18 protein-coding genes are annotated in these 16,082 nt (G+C 60.0%); 5 read left to right on the top strand and 13 right to left on the bottom strand.

Annotation, left to right across the window (positions count from 1 at the left end; translation table 11 throughout):
• Window positions 1-28 precede the first annotated feature (28 nt).
• Entirely contained in the window at window positions 29-1,297 is a 1,269-nt protein-coding gene (locus ACXWTF_RS01810) for an MgtC/SapB family protein (protein ID WP_461713334.1), read from the top strand.
• A 92-nt stretch (window positions 1,298-1,389) separates the two neighbouring features.
• On the top strand, window positions 1,390-1,803 hold the full coding sequence (locus ACXWTF_RS01805) for a TOBE domain-containing protein (RefSeq protein WP_461713333.1): 414 nt from the start codon (window positions 1,390-1,392) through the stop codon (window positions 1,801-1,803).
• 60 nt (window positions 1,804-1,863) lie between these two features.
• Here the strand turns inward: ACXWTF_RS01805 and ppsA are convergent, their stop codons facing one another.
• Window positions 1,864-4,293 carry a phosphoenolpyruvate synthase gene (gene ppsA, locus ACXWTF_RS01800; protein ID WP_461713332.1) on the bottom strand — a complete coding sequence of 810 codons (2,430 nt, stop codon included), beginning with the start codon at window positions 4,291-4,293 and terminating at the stop codon, window positions 1,864-1,866.
• Between the two features lie 42 nt (window positions 4,294-4,335).
• Window positions 4,336-5,733 (bottom strand): MBL fold metallo-hydrolase RNA specificity domain-containing protein, encoded by a 1,398-nt coding sequence (locus ACXWTF_RS01795; RefSeq protein WP_461713331.1) that lies wholly within the window; start codon window positions 5,731-5,733, stop codon window positions 4,336-4,338.
• Window positions 5,734-5,887: 154 nt separating this feature from the next.
• On the opposite strand from ACXWTF_RS01795, the gene ACXWTF_RS01790 reads away from it, so the two are divergent.
• The gene (locus ACXWTF_RS01790) at window positions 5,888-6,403 is read left to right on the top strand and encodes a ferritin-like domain-containing protein (protein WP_461713330.1); all 516 of its coding nucleotides are present in this window, start codon (window positions 5,888-5,890) and stop codon (window positions 6,401-6,403) included.
• Here the strand turns inward: ACXWTF_RS01790 and ACXWTF_RS01785 are convergent.
• From ACXWTF_RS01785 to ACXWTF_RS01760, 6 genes are all read right to left on the bottom strand, one after another.
• Window positions 6,395-6,742 (bottom strand): diacylglycerol kinase, encoded by a 348-nt coding sequence (locus ACXWTF_RS01785; RefSeq protein ID WP_461713329.1) that lies wholly within the window; start codon window positions 6,740-6,742, stop codon window positions 6,395-6,397. The genes ACXWTF_RS01790 and ACXWTF_RS01785 overlap by 9 nt on opposite strands.
• The gene (locus tag ACXWTF_RS01780; RefSeq protein ID WP_461713328.1) at window positions 6,739-7,890 is read right to left on the bottom strand and encodes an MFS transporter; all 1,152 of its coding nucleotides are present in this window, start codon (window positions 7,888-7,890) and stop codon (window positions 6,739-6,741) included. Before ACXWTF_RS01780 ends, ACXWTF_RS01785 begins: the two co-directional genes overlap by 4 nt.
• A gap of 38 nt (window positions 7,891-7,928) precedes the next feature.
• Window positions 7,929-8,501 (bottom strand): PAS domain-containing protein, encoded by a 573-nt coding sequence (locus tag ACXWTF_RS01775; RefSeq protein ID WP_461713327.1) that lies wholly within the window; start codon window positions 8,499-8,501, stop codon window positions 7,929-7,931.
• A gap of 103 nt (window positions 8,502-8,604) precedes the next feature.
• A complete protein-coding gene (locus ACXWTF_RS01770; protein ID WP_461713326.1) occupies window positions 8,605-9,234 on the bottom strand; it encodes a protein-L-isoaspartate O-methyltransferase family protein in 630 nt (209 codons plus the stop codon).
• On the bottom strand, window positions 9,224-10,390 hold the full coding sequence (locus ACXWTF_RS01765) for a hypothetical protein (RefSeq protein WP_461713325.1): 1,167 nt from the start codon (window positions 10,388-10,390) through the stop codon (window positions 9,224-9,226). Before ACXWTF_RS01765 ends, ACXWTF_RS01770 begins: the two co-directional genes overlap by 11 nt.
• Window positions 10,391-10,399: 9 nt before the next feature.
• Entirely contained in the window at window positions 10,400-10,678 is a 279-nt protein-coding gene (locus ACXWTF_RS01760) for a CDGSH iron-sulfur domain-containing protein (protein WP_461713324.1), read from the bottom strand.
• Between the two features lie 115 nt (window positions 10,679-10,793).
• Between ACXWTF_RS01760 and ACXWTF_RS01755 the strand changes: the two genes are divergently transcribed.
• Together ACXWTF_RS01755 and ACXWTF_RS01750 are read left to right on the top strand one after the other, a co-directional pair.
• A complete protein-coding gene (locus ACXWTF_RS01755) occupies window positions 10,794-11,801 on the top strand; it encodes an amidoligase family protein (RefSeq protein WP_461713323.1) in 1,008 nt (335 codons plus the stop codon).
• Window positions 11,780-12,463: a gamma-glutamyl-gamma-aminobutyrate hydrolase family protein gene (locus ACXWTF_RS01750; protein ID WP_461713322.1), complete on the top strand. Its 684-nt coding sequence runs from the start codon at window positions 11,780-11,782 to the stop codon at window positions 12,461-12,463. Before ACXWTF_RS01755 ends, ACXWTF_RS01750 begins: the two co-directional genes overlap by 22 nt.
• 63 nt (window positions 12,464-12,526) lie before the next feature.
• Here ACXWTF_RS01750 and ACXWTF_RS01745 read toward each other — a convergent pair whose 3' ends face one another.
• The 5 genes from ACXWTF_RS01745 to ACXWTF_RS01725 form a co-directional block, all read right to left on the bottom strand.
• Window positions 12,527-13,648 carry an OmpA family protein gene (locus ACXWTF_RS01745; protein WP_461713321.1) on the bottom strand — a complete coding sequence of 374 codons (1,122 nt, stop codon included), beginning with the start codon at window positions 13,646-13,648 and terminating at the stop codon, window positions 12,527-12,529.
• 78 nt (window positions 13,649-13,726) lie between these two features.
• Window positions 13,727-14,578: a patatin-like phospholipase family protein gene (locus ACXWTF_RS01740; RefSeq protein ID WP_461713320.1), complete on the bottom strand. Its 852-nt coding sequence runs from the start codon at window positions 14,576-14,578 to the stop codon at window positions 13,727-13,729.
• Window positions 14,579-14,713: 135 nt separating this feature from the next.
• Window positions 14,714-15,397, bottom strand: a complete 684-nt coding sequence (locus ACXWTF_RS01735) for a GNA1162 family protein (RefSeq protein ID WP_461713319.1) — start codon at window positions 15,395-15,397, stop codon at window positions 14,714-14,716.
• Window positions 15,394-15,765, bottom strand: coding sequence for a DUF4810 domain-containing protein (locus tag ACXWTF_RS01730; RefSeq protein ID WP_461713318.1), 372 nt, complete (start codon window positions 15,763-15,765; stop codon window positions 15,394-15,396). Before ACXWTF_RS01730 ends, ACXWTF_RS01735 begins: the two co-directional genes overlap by 4 nt.
• A gap of 14 nt (window positions 15,766-15,779) precedes the next feature.
• Window positions 15,780-16,079 carry a hypothetical protein gene (locus ACXWTF_RS01725; protein WP_461713317.1) on the bottom strand — a complete coding sequence of 100 codons (300 nt, stop codon included), beginning with the start codon at window positions 16,077-16,079 and terminating at the stop codon, window positions 15,780-15,782.
• Window positions 16,080-16,082 lie beyond the last annotated feature (3 nt).

The raw sequence follows: 16,082 nt of genomic DNA, 5'->3' as shown, positions 1-16,082 counted from the left end.
ATCCGCATCTACATGGTACAATCATCCTATGGAATACGCCGTACTCAAATCAATGGTCATCGCGCTGCTGCTGGGGTTCATGATCGGCATGCAGCGTACCATGAGCTACCTGCCCAAAGGCAAAGAGAGTTTTGCGGGGAGCCGCACCTTCGCCCTGCTGGCCCTCATCGGCTACCTCGCCGGCTGGCTCGGCGAGACGGTACCGGGCTTCGTCTTTGCCGCGACGGCGGTCGTCGGGCTGCTCGTCGGCCTCTCGTACTACCTCAAAGTCACCCGCTTCCACCAGACGGGGATGACCACCCAGGTGGCCGCCGTCGTCACCTTCTTCCTGGGCCTCATGGTCTATGCGGCGCTGGAGAACTACGCCATCTTCATCGCCGTCGTGATGGTCGTCCTGCTCGAGATCAAGCCCCGCCTGCGGGAGTTCGAGGCCCACCTCTCCTCCACCGACATCAGTGCCGCCGTCTTGCTGCTGGCCATGAGCTTCGTCGTCCTGCCGGTGCTGCCCAACACGATGATCGGCCCTTATGAGCTGTTCAACCCCTACAAGACCTGGCTGATGGCCGTCATCATCGCCGGTATCTCCTTTGTCGGGTACGCCGCCGTGAAACTGTGGGGGCACAAACGCGGCCTCTTCATCACCGGGGCGGCGGGCGGCCTCGTCTCCTCGACCGGGGTGGCTGTTTCACTGTCGAAAATGTTCGCCAACCAGATCACACTGCTCAACAACTACGCCGCCGGGGTCGCCATCGCCTGTACCTTCATGTACCTGCGCGTCCTCTTCGAAGCGGCCGTCATCTCCCCCGCCCTGGCCAAAGCCCTTGCACCGGCCTATCTCGCGGCGACGGCGGCGGGACTGCTCTTTACCTACTTCCTCTACAGCCGCTCACAGAGTGCCGATATCCGTCTTGAGAACCAGGCCATGACAAAGAACCCCCTGCAACTGAGCGAAGCGCTGAAGTTCGGGCTGCTCTTCGGCATCATCTACGGGGCCATCGCCTTCACCGAAAACCGCTTCGGCGATATCGGGGTCTACATCGTCTCGTTCATCTCCGGGATCACGGACGTCGACGCCATCACGCTCTCGCTCTCGGAGCTGACCCGCGATCAAAAACTTATGATGACGACGGCGATGAACGGCATCGTGATCGCCTCCGTCACCAACTCCCTCGTCAAACTCGGTATCGTCTTCTGGATCGGCGGGCTGAAACTGGGATGGCGCGTAGCCCAGTTTTTTGCCCTGACCCTGGGGTTCATGGGGCTCGGGCTCTTTCTGTCCGAGCAGTTCCTGATGTGATATCACATTTTTTATAATTTAACATAAAATACTATTTTTTAGGCACTTACTTGTGATAGACTCTCCTCTGAAAACATATTCAAGGAAAAAAAATGAAAACAAGTGCACGCAACCAGATGAAAGGAACCGTGACCGAGGTCATCGGCGGCGCCGTCAACAGCGAAGTCGTTATGGAGGTAGCCGGCACACCCCTTAAGGCGATCATCACCAAAGAAGCCGTTGCCGATATGGGGCTGGCGGCCGGTTCGGAAGTCTATGCCATCATCAAGGCATCCTTCGTCATGATCGCCAAAGAAAAACCGGGCAAGATCAGCACACGCAACGTGCTCGAGACGACGGTCAGCGACATCATCGAAGGCCCGGTCAGCTGCGAACTCAAACTGGCCATGGGCACTGCCACACTGACCGCGATCATTACCGAAGAGGCCGCGAAGGATCTCGGCGTCGCCAAAGGCGACACCGTCTATGCGCTGATCAAAGCCAGCTCCATCATCCTCGCACAGTAACCCGCACCGCCACCCTTCCGGGGCGCTGCTTCAGCGCTTCCGTCCCTTCAAAACAGCCCGTTACGGCTCCGTCGATTTCCCGTTCAGCGCCGATTCAAGTTCGATGATCCGCGGCAGGGTCGTCAGGACACTGTCGGGGTTAAGGCTGATGGAGTCGATACCGAGCTTCACAAGGAACTCCGCGACCTCCGGGTAGTCTGAGGGGGCCTGCCCGCAGATGCCGCTGTGTCGGCCGTTTCGTTTGGCCCCCTCGACGGCCATCTCGATCATCTTCAGTACCCCCTCGTCCCGCTCCTCGTAATCGAAAGCGACGATCTCGCTGTCGCGGTCGACGCCGAGGGTGAGCTGGGTGAGGTCGTTGCTCCCGATACTGAAACCGTCGAACACCTCACTGAAACCGTCGATGGAGATGACGTTGTTGGGGATCTCGCACATCACGTAGATCTGCAGCCCGTTCTCGCCGCGCTTCAGTCCGTGCCTCGCCATCGTCTCGACGACCCGCCGCCCCTCTTCGACCCGCCGGCAGAAGGGAATCATCAGGATGACGTTCGTAAAGCCCATCTCGTCACGGACCCGCTTCATCGCGGCGCACTCCAGCGCGAACCCCTCCTCGTAGGCGGGATGGCTGTAGCGCGCCGCACCCCGGAAACCGATCATCGGGTTCGCTTCGTCCAGAGGTTCAAAGAATTTACCGCCCGCGAGGGTGGCGTATTCGTTGGTTTTGAAATCGCTCATGCGTACGACGCAGGGTTCGGGGTAGACCGCCGACGCGATCGTCGCCACCCCCTCGGAGAGGCGCTTGACAAAGAAATCCTCCGGCCCCTCGTAGGCGGTACTGAACGCCTCGATCTGCACCCGCGTAGCCAGGTCCGTCTTTTCGGGGTGCACCAGCGCCATCGGGTGGACCTTAATGGACTCGTTGATGATGAACTCCATCCGCGCCAGGCCGATACCGTCGACGGGAAGGTGTGCGAGCGAGAAAGCAAGATCGGGGTTGCCCAGGTTCATCATGATCTTCGTGCGTGTTTTGGGAAGGTGGCTGAGATCGGTGCGCTCAATCTCAAACGCCAGGGTGCCGTCGTAGACCCTTCCCGTCTCCCCTTCGGCGCAGCTGACCGTCACCTCCCGGCCGTCCGCAAGTTTTTCCGTCGCATCCTCCGCCCCGACGATGGCGGGGATGCCGAGCTCCCGGCTGACGATGGCCGCGTGGCAGGTACGCCCGCCGCGGTTGGTCACGATGGCCGAGGCCATCTTCATCACCGGCTCCCAGTCCGGTGTCGTCGTATCGGCCAGCAGCACCTCTCCGGGTTTGAAGTCGCCGAGCTGCGCCGTATCGCGGATATGGTGTACCGTCCCGCTGCCGATCTTCGTACCGACGGCGCGACCGCTTACGAGGACCTCCCCCGTTTCGCTCAGGTGGTAGATCTCAAGGATCGACCCTTTCTTCTGGGATTCCACCGTCTCCGGGCGCGCCTGGACCATGTAGAGCCGGCCGTCGATGCCGTCCTTGGCCCACTCCATGTCCATCGGCTTGTCGTGTCCGACGTTTTCGGAGTAGTGCCGCTCGATCTTGATGGCGTAATCGGCCAGAACCATCACGTCCTCATCGGTGATACAGAAGCGTGTCCGCTCAGCGGGCGGCGTTTCGACGTTTTTCGTGTACTCGACGGCGATGCTGCCGCTGCTGAGCGCTTCGGAGAAGATCATCTTGAGCTCTTTTTTCCCGAGGCTCCGCTTCAAGACCGCGCGGTGCCCCTGATCAAACGTCGGCTTGTGGACGTAAAACCCGTCGGGATCGATGGTCCCCTGCACAACGTTTTCGCCCAGTCCGTAGGCAGCGGTGATGTAGACGACGTCGCGGAACCCCGTCTCCGTATCGATGCTGAACATCACCCCGCTCGCACCGACGTCGCTGCGCACCATCTTCATCACGACGACGCAGAGTTTGACGTCGAAGTAATCAAAACCGTTGTCGAACTTGTAGTGCAGGGAGCGGTCGGTAAAGTTTGATGCGAGGCAGCGCTTGTAGGCGTCCAGGAGCGCCTCGGCGGAGGCGATATTGAGGTAGGTGTCGTTCTGCCCTGCGAAGGAGGCCTCCGGGGAGTCCTCCGCCGTCGCGGAGGAGCGGACCGCCAGGGAGACGTCGTCGCCGTATTCGCGCCTGAGCGCCGCGTACCCCTCCAGGATCTCCGCTTCGAGCGCGGGAGGGAGGGAGCAGCCGTAGAGGATCTCCCGGCACGCCTTCCCCCGCGCCTGCAGCTGCGCGACGTCGTCGGGGTCGAAATCATCCAGCTGCGCATGAAGTTTCTCCAGGGCACCGTTTGCTTCGAGTACGGCGTCATAGGCCTCCGCCGTGACGGCGAAGCCGTTGGGAACGAGCACCCCCGCAGCACTGAGCTGCCGGTACATCTCCCCCAGGGAGGCATTCTTGCCCCCGACCGATGGGACATCCCCGATGCCGAGCGTTTCAAACCATTTTACATATGCCATCACTTTCTCCTCAGTGCAGTGTGCCTTTTTTGTCTCTGCCGCCTACAGGTAGATCACCTCGTTCTGTTCCACGATATGCGCCTCTTTGTTCAACTTCTGCGCGATGGCCTCCTTGAACAGTAGCTCCTTGTCCGCTTCCCCGTGGATAAGGAAGATGTTCTTGACGCTGTTCATCCCTTTGATCCACTCCAGGATCCCGGACTGGTCGGCATGGGCGGAAAAACCGTTGATCGTGTAGACCTTGGCCTCGATCCGGATATCTTCACGGTAGATCTTGACCCACTTCTCCCCGTCGACGATCCGCCGTCCCATGGTCCCGGCGGCCTGGTAGCCGACGAAGATCAGCGCATTCTTCCGGTTCCAGAGGCGGTGCTTGAAGTGGTGAAGGATACGGCCGCCGGTGCACATCCCGCTGCCGGCGATAATAATGGCGCGGCTGTCGATCTGGTTGATCGCCTTGGACTCCCCGACGTCGAGGGTATAGGTGAGCAGTTCGAAATCGAAGACGCGGCCGTCGCGCGCCTTCACCTCGCGGCACTTGGCGCTGAGCAGATCGCTGTAGCGGTCATACACCTCCGTCGCCCTGATGGCCATCGGGGAGTCGACGAAGATCCTGCAGTGCGGCAGTTCGCCGCTTTCGTGCATCTCTTTGAGCAGGAAAAGGATCTCCTGGGTCCGCTCGACGGCAAAAGAGGGAATGAGCACGTTGCCCCAGTCGAGCAGGGTGTCGGTCACGACCTTTTTGAACTCCTCCGTGCTCTGCAGGGCGTTTTGGTGGTCGCGGTCGCCGTAGGTCGATTCGGTGTAGAGGTAGTCCGCATGGCGGCAGGGGGCAAGGTTCGGCAGCACCATGTCGTTGTCGTTGCCGATGTCGCCGGAGAAGACGATGGTCCGCGTCACCCCCGCCTCTTCATAGGCGATCTCGATAAAAGCGGAACCGAGAATGTGTCCCGCATCCCTGTAGGTCACCTCCACTCCCTTGCACAGCGTGAAGGGCTCACCGTACTCGGGCAGGATGCGGGTGAGGGCCAGGGCGTCCCTGACGTCATCCTCGCCGTAAAGCGGCGGGCTCACCTCCCCCTCGGTCCCGCGGCGGAGGGCCTTTTTAAAGCGGGTCTCGTGGTCTTCCTGCATAATCTTGGCGCTGTCGAGCAGGATGACTTCGGCCAGGTCGAAGGTCGCCCGCGTCGCGACGATCGTCTTGGCGAACCCCTCTTTGACAAGCTTTGGCATCCGTCCGCAGTGATCAAGGTGCGCATGGGTCAGCAGCAAAAAGTCGACCTGCGCCGGGTCGAAACCGAAAGGCTCGGCGTTGCGCTCCTCCTCCCGGCCCTGGAACATCCCGCAGTCGATAAGGATCTGCTTGCCGTTTTCGAGTTCAAGCAGGTGGCATGATCCCGTCACCACCTCTGCCGCCCCGTAGGAAATCACCGTCGCCATCACCTCTCCTTTTGCTTCACTCCCACTATCATAGCACTAAACCGGAGGGACGATCAAACATGCCTGAACCAAAAAATCATTTTTATGTGTTGACCTGCACTTAAGAATTGTCGTCCTATGATGGAACTATTACAATTTCTTAAAGGAGACTGTCATGGCAATTCGCGGTATTTCAATTCTCAAAGGCATCGAAGCGGAAGCGGTGGTGAAGCTGCTCAACAAGGCGTACTGCGACGAATGGCTGGCCTATTACCAGTACTTCATCGAGTCCAAGGTCGTCAAAGGGATCATGAAAGACGCCGCGATCACCGAACTCGACCAGCATGCGGCGGACGAACTGCGCCATGCTACGATGGTCGCCGACCGTATCATCCAGCTCGGCGGCACTCCGGCATTGAGCCCCTCGGAGTGGATGGCGAACAGCAACTGCGGGTATGAAGCACCGGAGAACCCCGACGTCATGGCGGTACTGGAGCAGGCGATCAAAGGGGAGCAGTGCGCCATCAGCGTCTACTCGGACCTGGTCGATCTCACCCGGGAAAAGGACATCGTCACCTACGACATCGTCTCGCAGATCCTCGCCGACGAGGTCGAGCACGAAGAGGACCTCCAGGCCCTTTACGACGACATCGAGGAGTTCGTCGAGCAGATCAAAGCGGCCCTAAAGTAGGACGATTGCCCAGATCAGCACCGTCATCACGACGCTGATAAGGCAGGCGGCGGCCGCGCTGTCCTTGGCCGCCTTGGCCAGGCGGTGGTATTCGCGCGTGCTCAGATCCACCCCCCGCTCGACGGCGCTGTTGAAGAGCTCCGCGACAATGGGCAGAAAAAGCGAGAACTGCAGCCAGAGCCTTTCGCACTTGACCACGTCGATACTCCAGGCGACCATACTGAGCACGACAAAGAGCGCGACCTCGATCTTGAAAATCGTCTCGTGCCGGAAGACGTGCATAAACCCCTCGACGGCGTAGCCGAAGTTCTTGCGAAGCGAATATTTCGGTTTGTTCATCCTCGAAGCACCTTTTTTAACCCATATAATACACTAACCGCGAGGGTTCCGCCCAGCGCCACGTCCAGCGCCGTCTGCATCCCGAACTGCTCCCAGAGCCACCCGCCGAACGCCGCCCCCGCCGCGGCGAAGAGTGCGACCGCGGCGTAGAAGATGCCGTAGACCGAACCGCGGTTTTCCGCCTGCTGTGCGATCATGGCCCGGTTGGCATTAAGCGTAGCGACCGTGAAGAGGCCCAGAAAGGCGAAGGCCGCCCAGGTCGCCGCGGGCGTCTGCAGCCACAGCAGCCCCTGCGCCGCGATACCGCAGCCGTAGCCGAAGGCGTTCACCGCCCCGCTGCCGAAACGGTCCGAGCCCAGACCGAAAAGGTAGCTGGTCAGCGTCTGCACCCCCGTCGATACGGCGAAAAACAGCGGGATCATTGCCGTCGCGATCCCGACGGTTTTGGCCTGTACGGTGAAAAAGGCTTCGCTGAAAATGAAAAAGAGGAAAAGAAAATAAAAAAGCAGCTGCAGCAGGGTCTGTTTGTCCGCGCTACTCAGCCGGAAGCGCTCGCTGCATTGTTCGCGCTTGGGGATATCCTTCACAAAAAAAGCGACGATCACCAGGCCGATGACCCCGGGGAGCAGCGTCGCGAAAAAGAGGGTTCGGATCACCCCTTCGCTGTCGCCGAAATACCACAGCAACCCGAACAGCAGCAGGGTTCCGCTGAACTCCCCCGCGATATCCATCGTTTTGTGGAACCCGAAGGTCTTGCCGTGGGCATTCTGTTTGGCATAGGAGGCGATCATCAGGTCTTTCGGGGCCGAACGCACCCCCTTTCCTACCCGTTCCAGTGCACGCAGCGCCGCGATGCTCCCCCAGCCGTGGCTGAACCCCAGCAGCGGCTTTGCAAGGGCCGAAAAGAGGTAACCGCCCACCACCAGCGGTTTGACCACGCCGTAGTAGTCCGCAATATAGCCCGAAACCATCCGGAGCGCGTAGGAGACAAAGGTCGCCACGGCGACGATGACGCCCAGCTTGTCCATCCCTTCATGCAGGACGGTGATAACAAAAATAGGAAGAATGGGGTTGACCATCGCGGAGGCCAGGTCGGTGAAGTAGCTCACCCATCCGAGGCGCACGACGTTTTGATCGATAGAGTGCATGCAGGCATTATAGCGCAGCCCGCTGCGCGAAGATGTGGTTATTTTTTACCGAAGAGTTTCCCGAAGAAGCCGAACATGCCGCTCAGTTTTTTGTGGAAGATGTCGTCGATATAGGCGGAGTAGTCATGGAATCCGTCGTTGTGCAGTTTCAGCTCAAGGAACATCTCCGCATCCCGCTGCGTCTTCGTATGCTCAAGGTCAAGAAGCTTCGCATAGAGGGTTTCGACCTCATCGAGGACTTTTTTCGGAACCGGCCAGCGGTGCGAGCGGTAGCCGCGGATCTGCTTTGCTTCGTTGAAAAGCGGTTTGTACTCCGAATAGACCCAGTAGTATTTGCCGTCTTTACGGCGGTTTTTGACGATGGCCTTGTACTCTTTACCTGCCTTCAGGGCGTCCCACAGCAGTTTGAAGACGGTTTTGGGCATATCGGGGTGGCGTACGATGTTGTGCGGCTTGCCCATCAGCTCCTCTTCCGGATAGCCGGAGAGTTCTACAAAATATTCATTGGCGTAAACGATCTTTCCCATCGCATCCGTCTCGGAAAGGATCTCTTTTTTTGAGTCAACAGGTACTTCTATATCTAGGGGCTTGAGCTGAAACTTCTCCGACATCGGGGACTCCTTAAATAATCATATATTTTTCGGATAGTAACAGAAGTAAAATTAATACTATACAAAAACTAATAGTTAATATTATATACAGATTTTAACGCTGTTAGTTCTTATACATTAATGTGACAAAAAGAAAGCCGGGGTAGACCTCTTCCCGGACATTCCCCTCCCGGGTTTTGGTGAACCGGCAGAGGCTTTCACCGATGGGGATGACAAGCGTTCCCCCGGGTTTCAGCTGACGCAGGAGCGCTTTCGGAAGCTCCGGTGCCGCAGCGGAGACGAGGATCCGGTCAAACTGCTCCCCCGGTATGCCCAGGGTCTCCCCCGCCGCGTCGATCCGGACATGCCCGAACCCGAACGGCGCGATGTTGCGCTGGCCTGCAGCCACCAGCGTTTCACGGTACTCCAGGCCGGTCACGTCCCCTTCTGGTCCGACGATTTTTCCCAGCAGCGCCGTCGTCCAGCCCGATCCCGAACCGATGTCGAGGACCCTGTCGCCCGGTTCGGCCCCGAGCAGCTCCAGCATAAAGGCCACCGTCGTCGGCTGGGAGATCGTCTGCCCCTCCCCGATGGGAAGCGGGTAGTCGCCGTAGCACTCCTCCCGGTAATCTTCCGGCACGAAGGCGCCGCGGTCGATAGCGCGGAACGCCGCAATGATCCGGGGCGTGCGCAGCGCTCCGTAGTCGATCATCCCCGCAATCAGCCGCTCCGTCGCATCCGGATCACGCATCATCGGAGCGTCCTACGGTCAAAAAGGCGTCCGGCAGCAGCGAAGTCGCCAGCATAACGGTATTGATCCCCGCATGTTCCTGCCAGATCGGAACCCTCTGATGCGCCTCCCGCAGCCAGAAAAGCTCCAGCACCTCGGCCATCGGTACGAAGGTCTGCAGCCCTTCAAGCTGTTCGGCCAGGATCCCGTTATGTAAGACGGTACTGTTAAGCGTTTGCATCAGGGAGACCCCGTGCAGCCCTATGCCCAGCCCCAGCTCGCGGAAGGCAAGCCTCGCGTCGGCCGGGGCACGCAGCGTACTGCTGTGCAAATAGCGTTCCGACCCTTCCCGCACCGCTTCAAGCAGGGATCGCAGCAAACCGCGCAGCGGCAGGTCATGCCCCGCCATCAGCTGGGTCACGCGCGTCGCATCGAGCAGCATCCCGCCCAGCCCCAGGGGGTCCTCGGTAGAGAGCGGCATCGCTTCGGCCATCGCCCCGGCGGCTTCGAGTTCCCCGCCCAGCCCCGCATCGTCGCCCAGTGCCCTCGCCGTCACGGAGAGCTGCAGGTAGGTCACATACGCCTCGAGGGCATCATGCTGTCCCATCGACGTGACCAGCGGGCGGCGCAGGTCGGTGCTCATTTTCCAGTACATCCGCTTCGAACCGTCGGGCATCGTATAGGTAAAGGCACGGTGCGCGCTTTTGGCCAGTTCCACGGCCCAGCGGCTGTAGCGCACCTCCCCGCTCACCGCCGCCATCCGGTCCAGGGCGTGCATCCATTTGGTCAGGTAGTGGAAATACTGCCCGTCACGCTCCCACTCCGCCGCCTCATCGTACGCTTCCGCTTCGCCCCGCTCCGGCAGCAGTTTGCCGATGCGCAGTCCCGCCACCGTGGGATAACTGGCGGCATCAGCCGCTGCCAGGCCGCTCAGCGCACCGCTGCGCGTATCATCACTGCGGAACGCCCCCAGTTCGCGGTGCACCGCATCGATCAGCTCCCGGGCTTTTCCCAGGTACCCCTCCTTCCCGGTGCGCTTGTACAGTGAGAGGAAGTTGCAGACGGCGAAGGCGTCCGTCCAGAGGTAACGCCCCTCCCCGCTTCCTATCGGGTGGTGCGCTTCGAAGGCCTCCATAAGGGCTGCTGCCTTTTTAATGCGCTCGCTGTGGTCCAGAATCATGATGCCGTTTTACTCCCCCATGACGGGGCCGCCGACCTCATCGTCACCGTAGAAGCTGTGTGTCCCGTCGCAAAACGGGAGGTTCTTGGAGGATTTGCAGCGGCACAGCAGATAGGGCTTGCTCTTTTCCACCGTGAACTTCAGGGGCATGCAGCCGATCCCCTTGTGACTTCCGTCGCAGAAGAGCCCCTCTTTGGCACGGCCACACATACAGTACATATAGGTCTTCCCCGCTTCCAGGTCGACCCCCTTCGGTTTGTTGAAAAAAACTATCGCGTCTTTGCACATGGTACACCTCCGTATGGTACTGCGCGAAACCGCGCACCGTTTTTTTCATGATAGCCCGATGGCCCGGCGAAGTCAAGCCCGATACAAACGCCGGAAGTGTGGTTATAATTATTGTATGACACCCTTTCTTCTGCCGCCGAAGGTGCGCTGCAGCAACGGCGAAATGCGTCGCATCGGATTCGAACTGGAATACTCAGGCCCGGAGCTTGAACAGTGTGCCCGGATCGTGGCAGAGCTTACCGAAGGCGAGATCACCGAGATCAACCCGTGGCACTTCGTCATCGGGCCGACGCCGTGGGGCGACTTCACCCTGACCCTCGATTTTCAGTTCCTGATCCGCTCCGGCCTCCAGGAGTGGCTGCACAATGCCGGTTTCGACGAAGCAATGGAGCAGGACGAGATTGATGCGATCGAATACTTCATCGGCTCTTTTTCCGCCTCGCTTGTGCCCTATGAGTTGACGACACCTCCGCTACCGCTCAACGCCCTGGAGCTGGTGGAAACGCTCAAGGATGCCCTGCGCGGCGAGGGGGCGCTCGGTACCGCAGCCAATCCCCTCTACGTATTCGGCTTTCACATTAATCCCGAGATCCCCGAAATGACCGTGGAGACCCTGCTCGCCTATCTGCGCGCCTACCTCGTCCTGTATGATCTCCTGGCCGAAGAGATCCGTCCGGTCTTTACCCGGCGGCTCTCCTTTTACATCGACCCCTTTCCCTCCGATTACATCCGCAAGGTGCTGCATCCCGCCTACCGCCCCTCGATGACGGCCTTTATCGATGATTACCTGCAGGCCAACCCGACGCGCAACCGGGCCCTGGACCTGCTGCCGCTGCTGGCCTGGAACGACCTGGGGCGCGTCCGGGCGGCTCTGCCCAAGGAGAAGATCTCCCCCCGTCCCGCCTTTCATTTCCGGCTCCCCAACTCCCGCGTCGACGAACCGGGGTGGCACACCGCCGACGCCTGGAACAGCTGGGTCCATGTCGAACGCCTGGCGGCCGACCCGGAAACGCTGCTGTCGCTTGCCTATGCACGCTACCGTATGATGAACGCTTTCTTCTACCGATTCCGGAAAAAACAGTGGATCAAAAGGATACGCCAATGGGCCGGAAACTCTCAATAGCCGTCACGGGAGGCAAGCGGGGCAGCCGCCTCGCCTGGTACTTCTCCCGGTTCCTGCTGAACGGCCACGGTGCGGGGGCCCGGTTTCTGCACCCCGATAGCACCTACCGCGAGGCATCCTTCGATGCCCTGCTGATCACCGGCGGCAGCGATATCGACCCGCAGACCTACGGCACACAGGAGCATCCGGCCATCGGGCACACCGACCCTGCCCGCGACGCCATGGAGCTCTACCTTCTTGAGGAGGCGATCCGCCGGGGCCTCCCCGTGATGGGTATCTGCCGCGGCATGCAGCTGCTCAACCTCGCCTTCGGCGGCACCCTGCATCCGCATATTCACGACTTCGAGCTCGATGTCGCCCATCCCCATACGCCCCTGCCGCTCAAAACGGTAACGCTGGAGCACGGCACCCACCTGCACGACATCATCGGTCAGACCACCCTGCGTGTGAACGCCCTGCACCACCAGGCGGTCGACCGCCCCGGCACGGGTATCCGCATCGCCGCAAAAGACGGCAACCGGATCATCCAGGCGATCGAACATACGGAACTTCCCTTTGTGGTGGGAGTGCAGTGGCACCCGGAGTTTATGCCCTACAGCTGGCACAGCCGGAAAATCTTCGCGGCCTTTGTCCATGCGGTCCGCACGATGCAAAACAGATAAAAAAACAGCAGGGTAAAAGCGAAAGCGGGCAGCAGAGACGGAACAACCGTCTCTGCTTGGAGGTCAGCGGATCAGTTCAGCGCGGACGGAGCGGTTCTGCGCACGCCCTTCGGCCGTGGCGTTGGTGGCAATAGGATCGGTCTCCCCTTTTCCGACGGCACTCAGACGATCCGAAGCGATCCCCTTGTCCACCAGCAGGCCGACAACAACCTCGGCGCGTTTCTTCGACAGCACGTCGTTGTACGCGTTCGTCCCGCGGTCATCGGCGCGGCCGACAATCTCGGCTTTGTACGGGTTGGCTTTCATATACCCCGCGAAGGCATCGATCTCGTCCATATGGGCACTCGTCACCACGGCGGAGTCCGTGGCGAATTCGACGCTGAAGTGGAAGCTTGCGGCGCACCCTACCTGATCGACTTTGAATCCTGTCGGTGTTTCCGGGCAGTCGTCATGGGAATCAACCACGCCGTCACGGTCGCTGTCGGGGACACAACCGAAGGCGTCGACTTCTGCGCCTCTGGGCGTGTTCGGGCACTGGTCATTATCATCGATGACGCCGTCGCCGTCACTGTCATAGGTACGGTAACCCGATGCGGCTGTCGCTGCCGCTGTTTCATGGGCACCGAGCCCAAAGGAGATACCGGCGAGCACCAGCAGGTTACTGTCGTAGCGCCCCCCGTTGGGTTTGAGCATATAGATCGCTTCAAGTTTCAGTGCCACCTGCTCGCTGAACGGGATCTTGACCCCCGCACCGACATCGCCGTAGGCACCGTTCTTGTTGCCGTAGAGCGGGTCGCTCATATTCTCGTATCCCGCACCGATTTTGGCGAAAGGACGGAAGGAGCCCTCCTCCGTGTAGTCATAGACGGCGCCCATACCCAGACGCCAGATATTCGTCGAAGCGGACATATCGGCAGGGCTGAGGAAAAGGGGCGGTGTCGGTGCCGGCGGCTCATAGGAGTAATCCGTATCCGTCGCATAGTAGGCGGAGAGTTCCGGTTTGATCGGGAAGGAAAAGAGGTTGTTGATCTGGATCTCTCCCCCGATGATCATCTCGTTTTCAAGCAGAATATTGCCTTCCGGAATCCCGATCCCCGCCACCGGTGACACCTCGATATTGTATTGTGATGCTGCCGCGATCTGTGCCGCCAGCAGCGCACTCGTCATCCATGCACGCTTCATCATTCCTTATACTCCTAAGCGAAAGTCCCGGAAGTATACCATATAGATCTGTACAAAAAATAACGTTTTTTTAAAAAAATGTCAGCCGAACGCCGGATGCTCCTCCACCGCCCTGCGCCCCGCTTCGATCAGGGGGGCGGCCTTATGGAAGTCGAAGGTGCTGCAGATATTCTTGGGAAGGGTGATCATAATATCGGGCGGGTAGCCGCCGATACGGTACTGGGTCAGACTGCGCTGCATCGTATCGAAACTCTGGTCGAGAATGGAGAAGATGTGCGCCTGCTCCTGGCGGCGGAGGCGCTCCTTGATGGCGTTTTTGGCCTTGGAGGCCAGGCGTTCGGCAAAGGAGTCGTAGCGCGCGGCGACGGCCTGTTCCTCCTGCTCCGCGTCGGGACCGTAAAGGTTGACGGCGATGGTCAGGTCACTGCGGTCGCGCATCGTCGGCGCCACGGGAAGCGGGTTAAGGACCCCGCCGTCGACGAGGAGCATCCCGTCGAGCTCCACCGGGGTGAACACGGAGGGGATCGCGATCGAAGCACGGATGGCGCTCAGCAGGTCGCCGCTTTGAAACCACACCTCCTTGCCCCGGTTGAGGTCCGAGGCAACAGCCGTAAACCGGATGGGAAGCTCCTCGATCGCCTGTGCGCCGATGAGATCGTCCAGGCGCTCGAAGACCTTTGTGCCGCTCATAATGCCCCGCTTGTCCCAGGCGAGGTCCAGGAGCGAAGCGACGTCGAGGGGTTCGAGCCCCTGCACCCACTCCTTGTACTCGGCAAGCCTGCCGCAGGCGTAGAGCCCGCCGACCAGCGCCCCCATGGAGCAGCCGCTGACGGAGATGATCTCATACCCCTTCGCTTCCAGTGCCTCGATGACCCCGATATGCACGTACCCCCGCGCTCCGCCGCTGCCCAGCACCAACGATACTTTTTTCATCGTTTCCCTTTCTGTTCGGATCTTTTCCTAATTATAGGGCATTCAACAAGAGGATGGAGTCGTTATAACGTGCATGAAGGGTTTGTCTAAGAGGCCAGAGCGCATTGCGCTCTTTTTGCGCCCGCGGGGAAAGGGCTAGCGCTTGCGGATCACGACACCCTGGTCCGTCTGGTGGGCCGGGTGGTACGGCCCCGCCGGCAGTGCGAAGAAGAGCCGGGCATTTGCGACATGGGCGTATTCGACATAATCGGCCGCGGCGGTATTGATCGCCGTACCGATCGCCTGGACCAACAGTCCGGCCAGTCCGCCGCCGCCACTGTTGCTGGTGAGATCGACGGTGACGCTCCCGTCGTAATCCCACAGCTTCTCGTTCGTCTTGGTCGAGTACGCTTCGGATTCAATCGTCACCGTCAGGGAAGAAGCCAGGACCATGTAGGAGACGTCCCACGCCTTGATGCGGGTGTACATGACGACATCCGCGCCGAAGTAGTCGTAGAACTTGTCCGCGGACATGCTGTAAAGCAATTCGGTGTCATAGACACCCTCCTGCTTGAGGACGTCGCTGACCATTTCCATCGGGAAGACATAGTAGCCCGTCTGCGCAATCGGCATCTCGATCGTCGTGGCGTAGTAGGCTTTCGCCTCGGCATCGGTACTTTCGTTCATCGCCGGCAGCACCAGGATGGAACGCGGCTCCTCTTCATACATCTGGGGGAACGCTTCGCCTTTGGTAATGCCCGCGTTATGCGCGGCACACCCCGTCATGATCATCGCGGCAAAAATCGAGGCCGCCAGTGCAGCTATTTTTCCGTACTTCATGAGTTCGCCCCCTTCGCTTCGGCTTTGCGCACCTTCTCAATGACGCGGTCCATAAAGTGCGCCGACTCCGGGTAGAGGCTCTTTTCCATCTCGAAATAGTGGACGGCCTGCTTGGTGTCCCCCTGCTTGAAGTAGATGTAGCCCAGGTTCGCGTACATTCCCGGTGCCACACGCTTGGAAACGCTCTCATCGGCGTTTTCGATGGCCGTCAGGATCGCCTGCTGCATCGCCAGGAGGTTCTCCGCGCTGGTGTCCTGCTTGTACGCGTAGTAGCTTTCGCTGTAGGTGCCGTAGTTATAGAGCGCCTGCGGTTTCGTGGCACACCCGCTCAAAAGGGCGACCGCCGCCAGTGGGAGCACCGCTTTCATCATCGCGCCTCGCTTCACGGGCGCACCCCGATCTCTTTGGCGATGCCGTCGCCGACATAGATTTCACGCTCAACGACAAGCGTGTCGCCCTTGTAGACCTTCACGCTGTGTTTGCCCGGGGCGATGCGGTACTGGTGGTCGCGCCCCGCTTCGACGGCGAAGGGCTGCCCATCATCGACGGAGACGGCTGCCCCCTCCACGTCACCCGTAAAGTAAAGGTAGGACGCCCGCTCACCCGTAGCGACACCCGACTTGTAGCCGCAGCCGGTCATAAAGAGGGCGGCGGCCATCAACAGTGCTGTCAATGCTTTCATGCT

It is taken from the genome of Thiomicrolovo sp. ZZH C-3 (assembly GCF_054862725.1).
The sequence above is the reverse complement of the archived record's forward strand: the minus strand, read 5'-3'. Positions and strand labels throughout refer to the sequence as shown.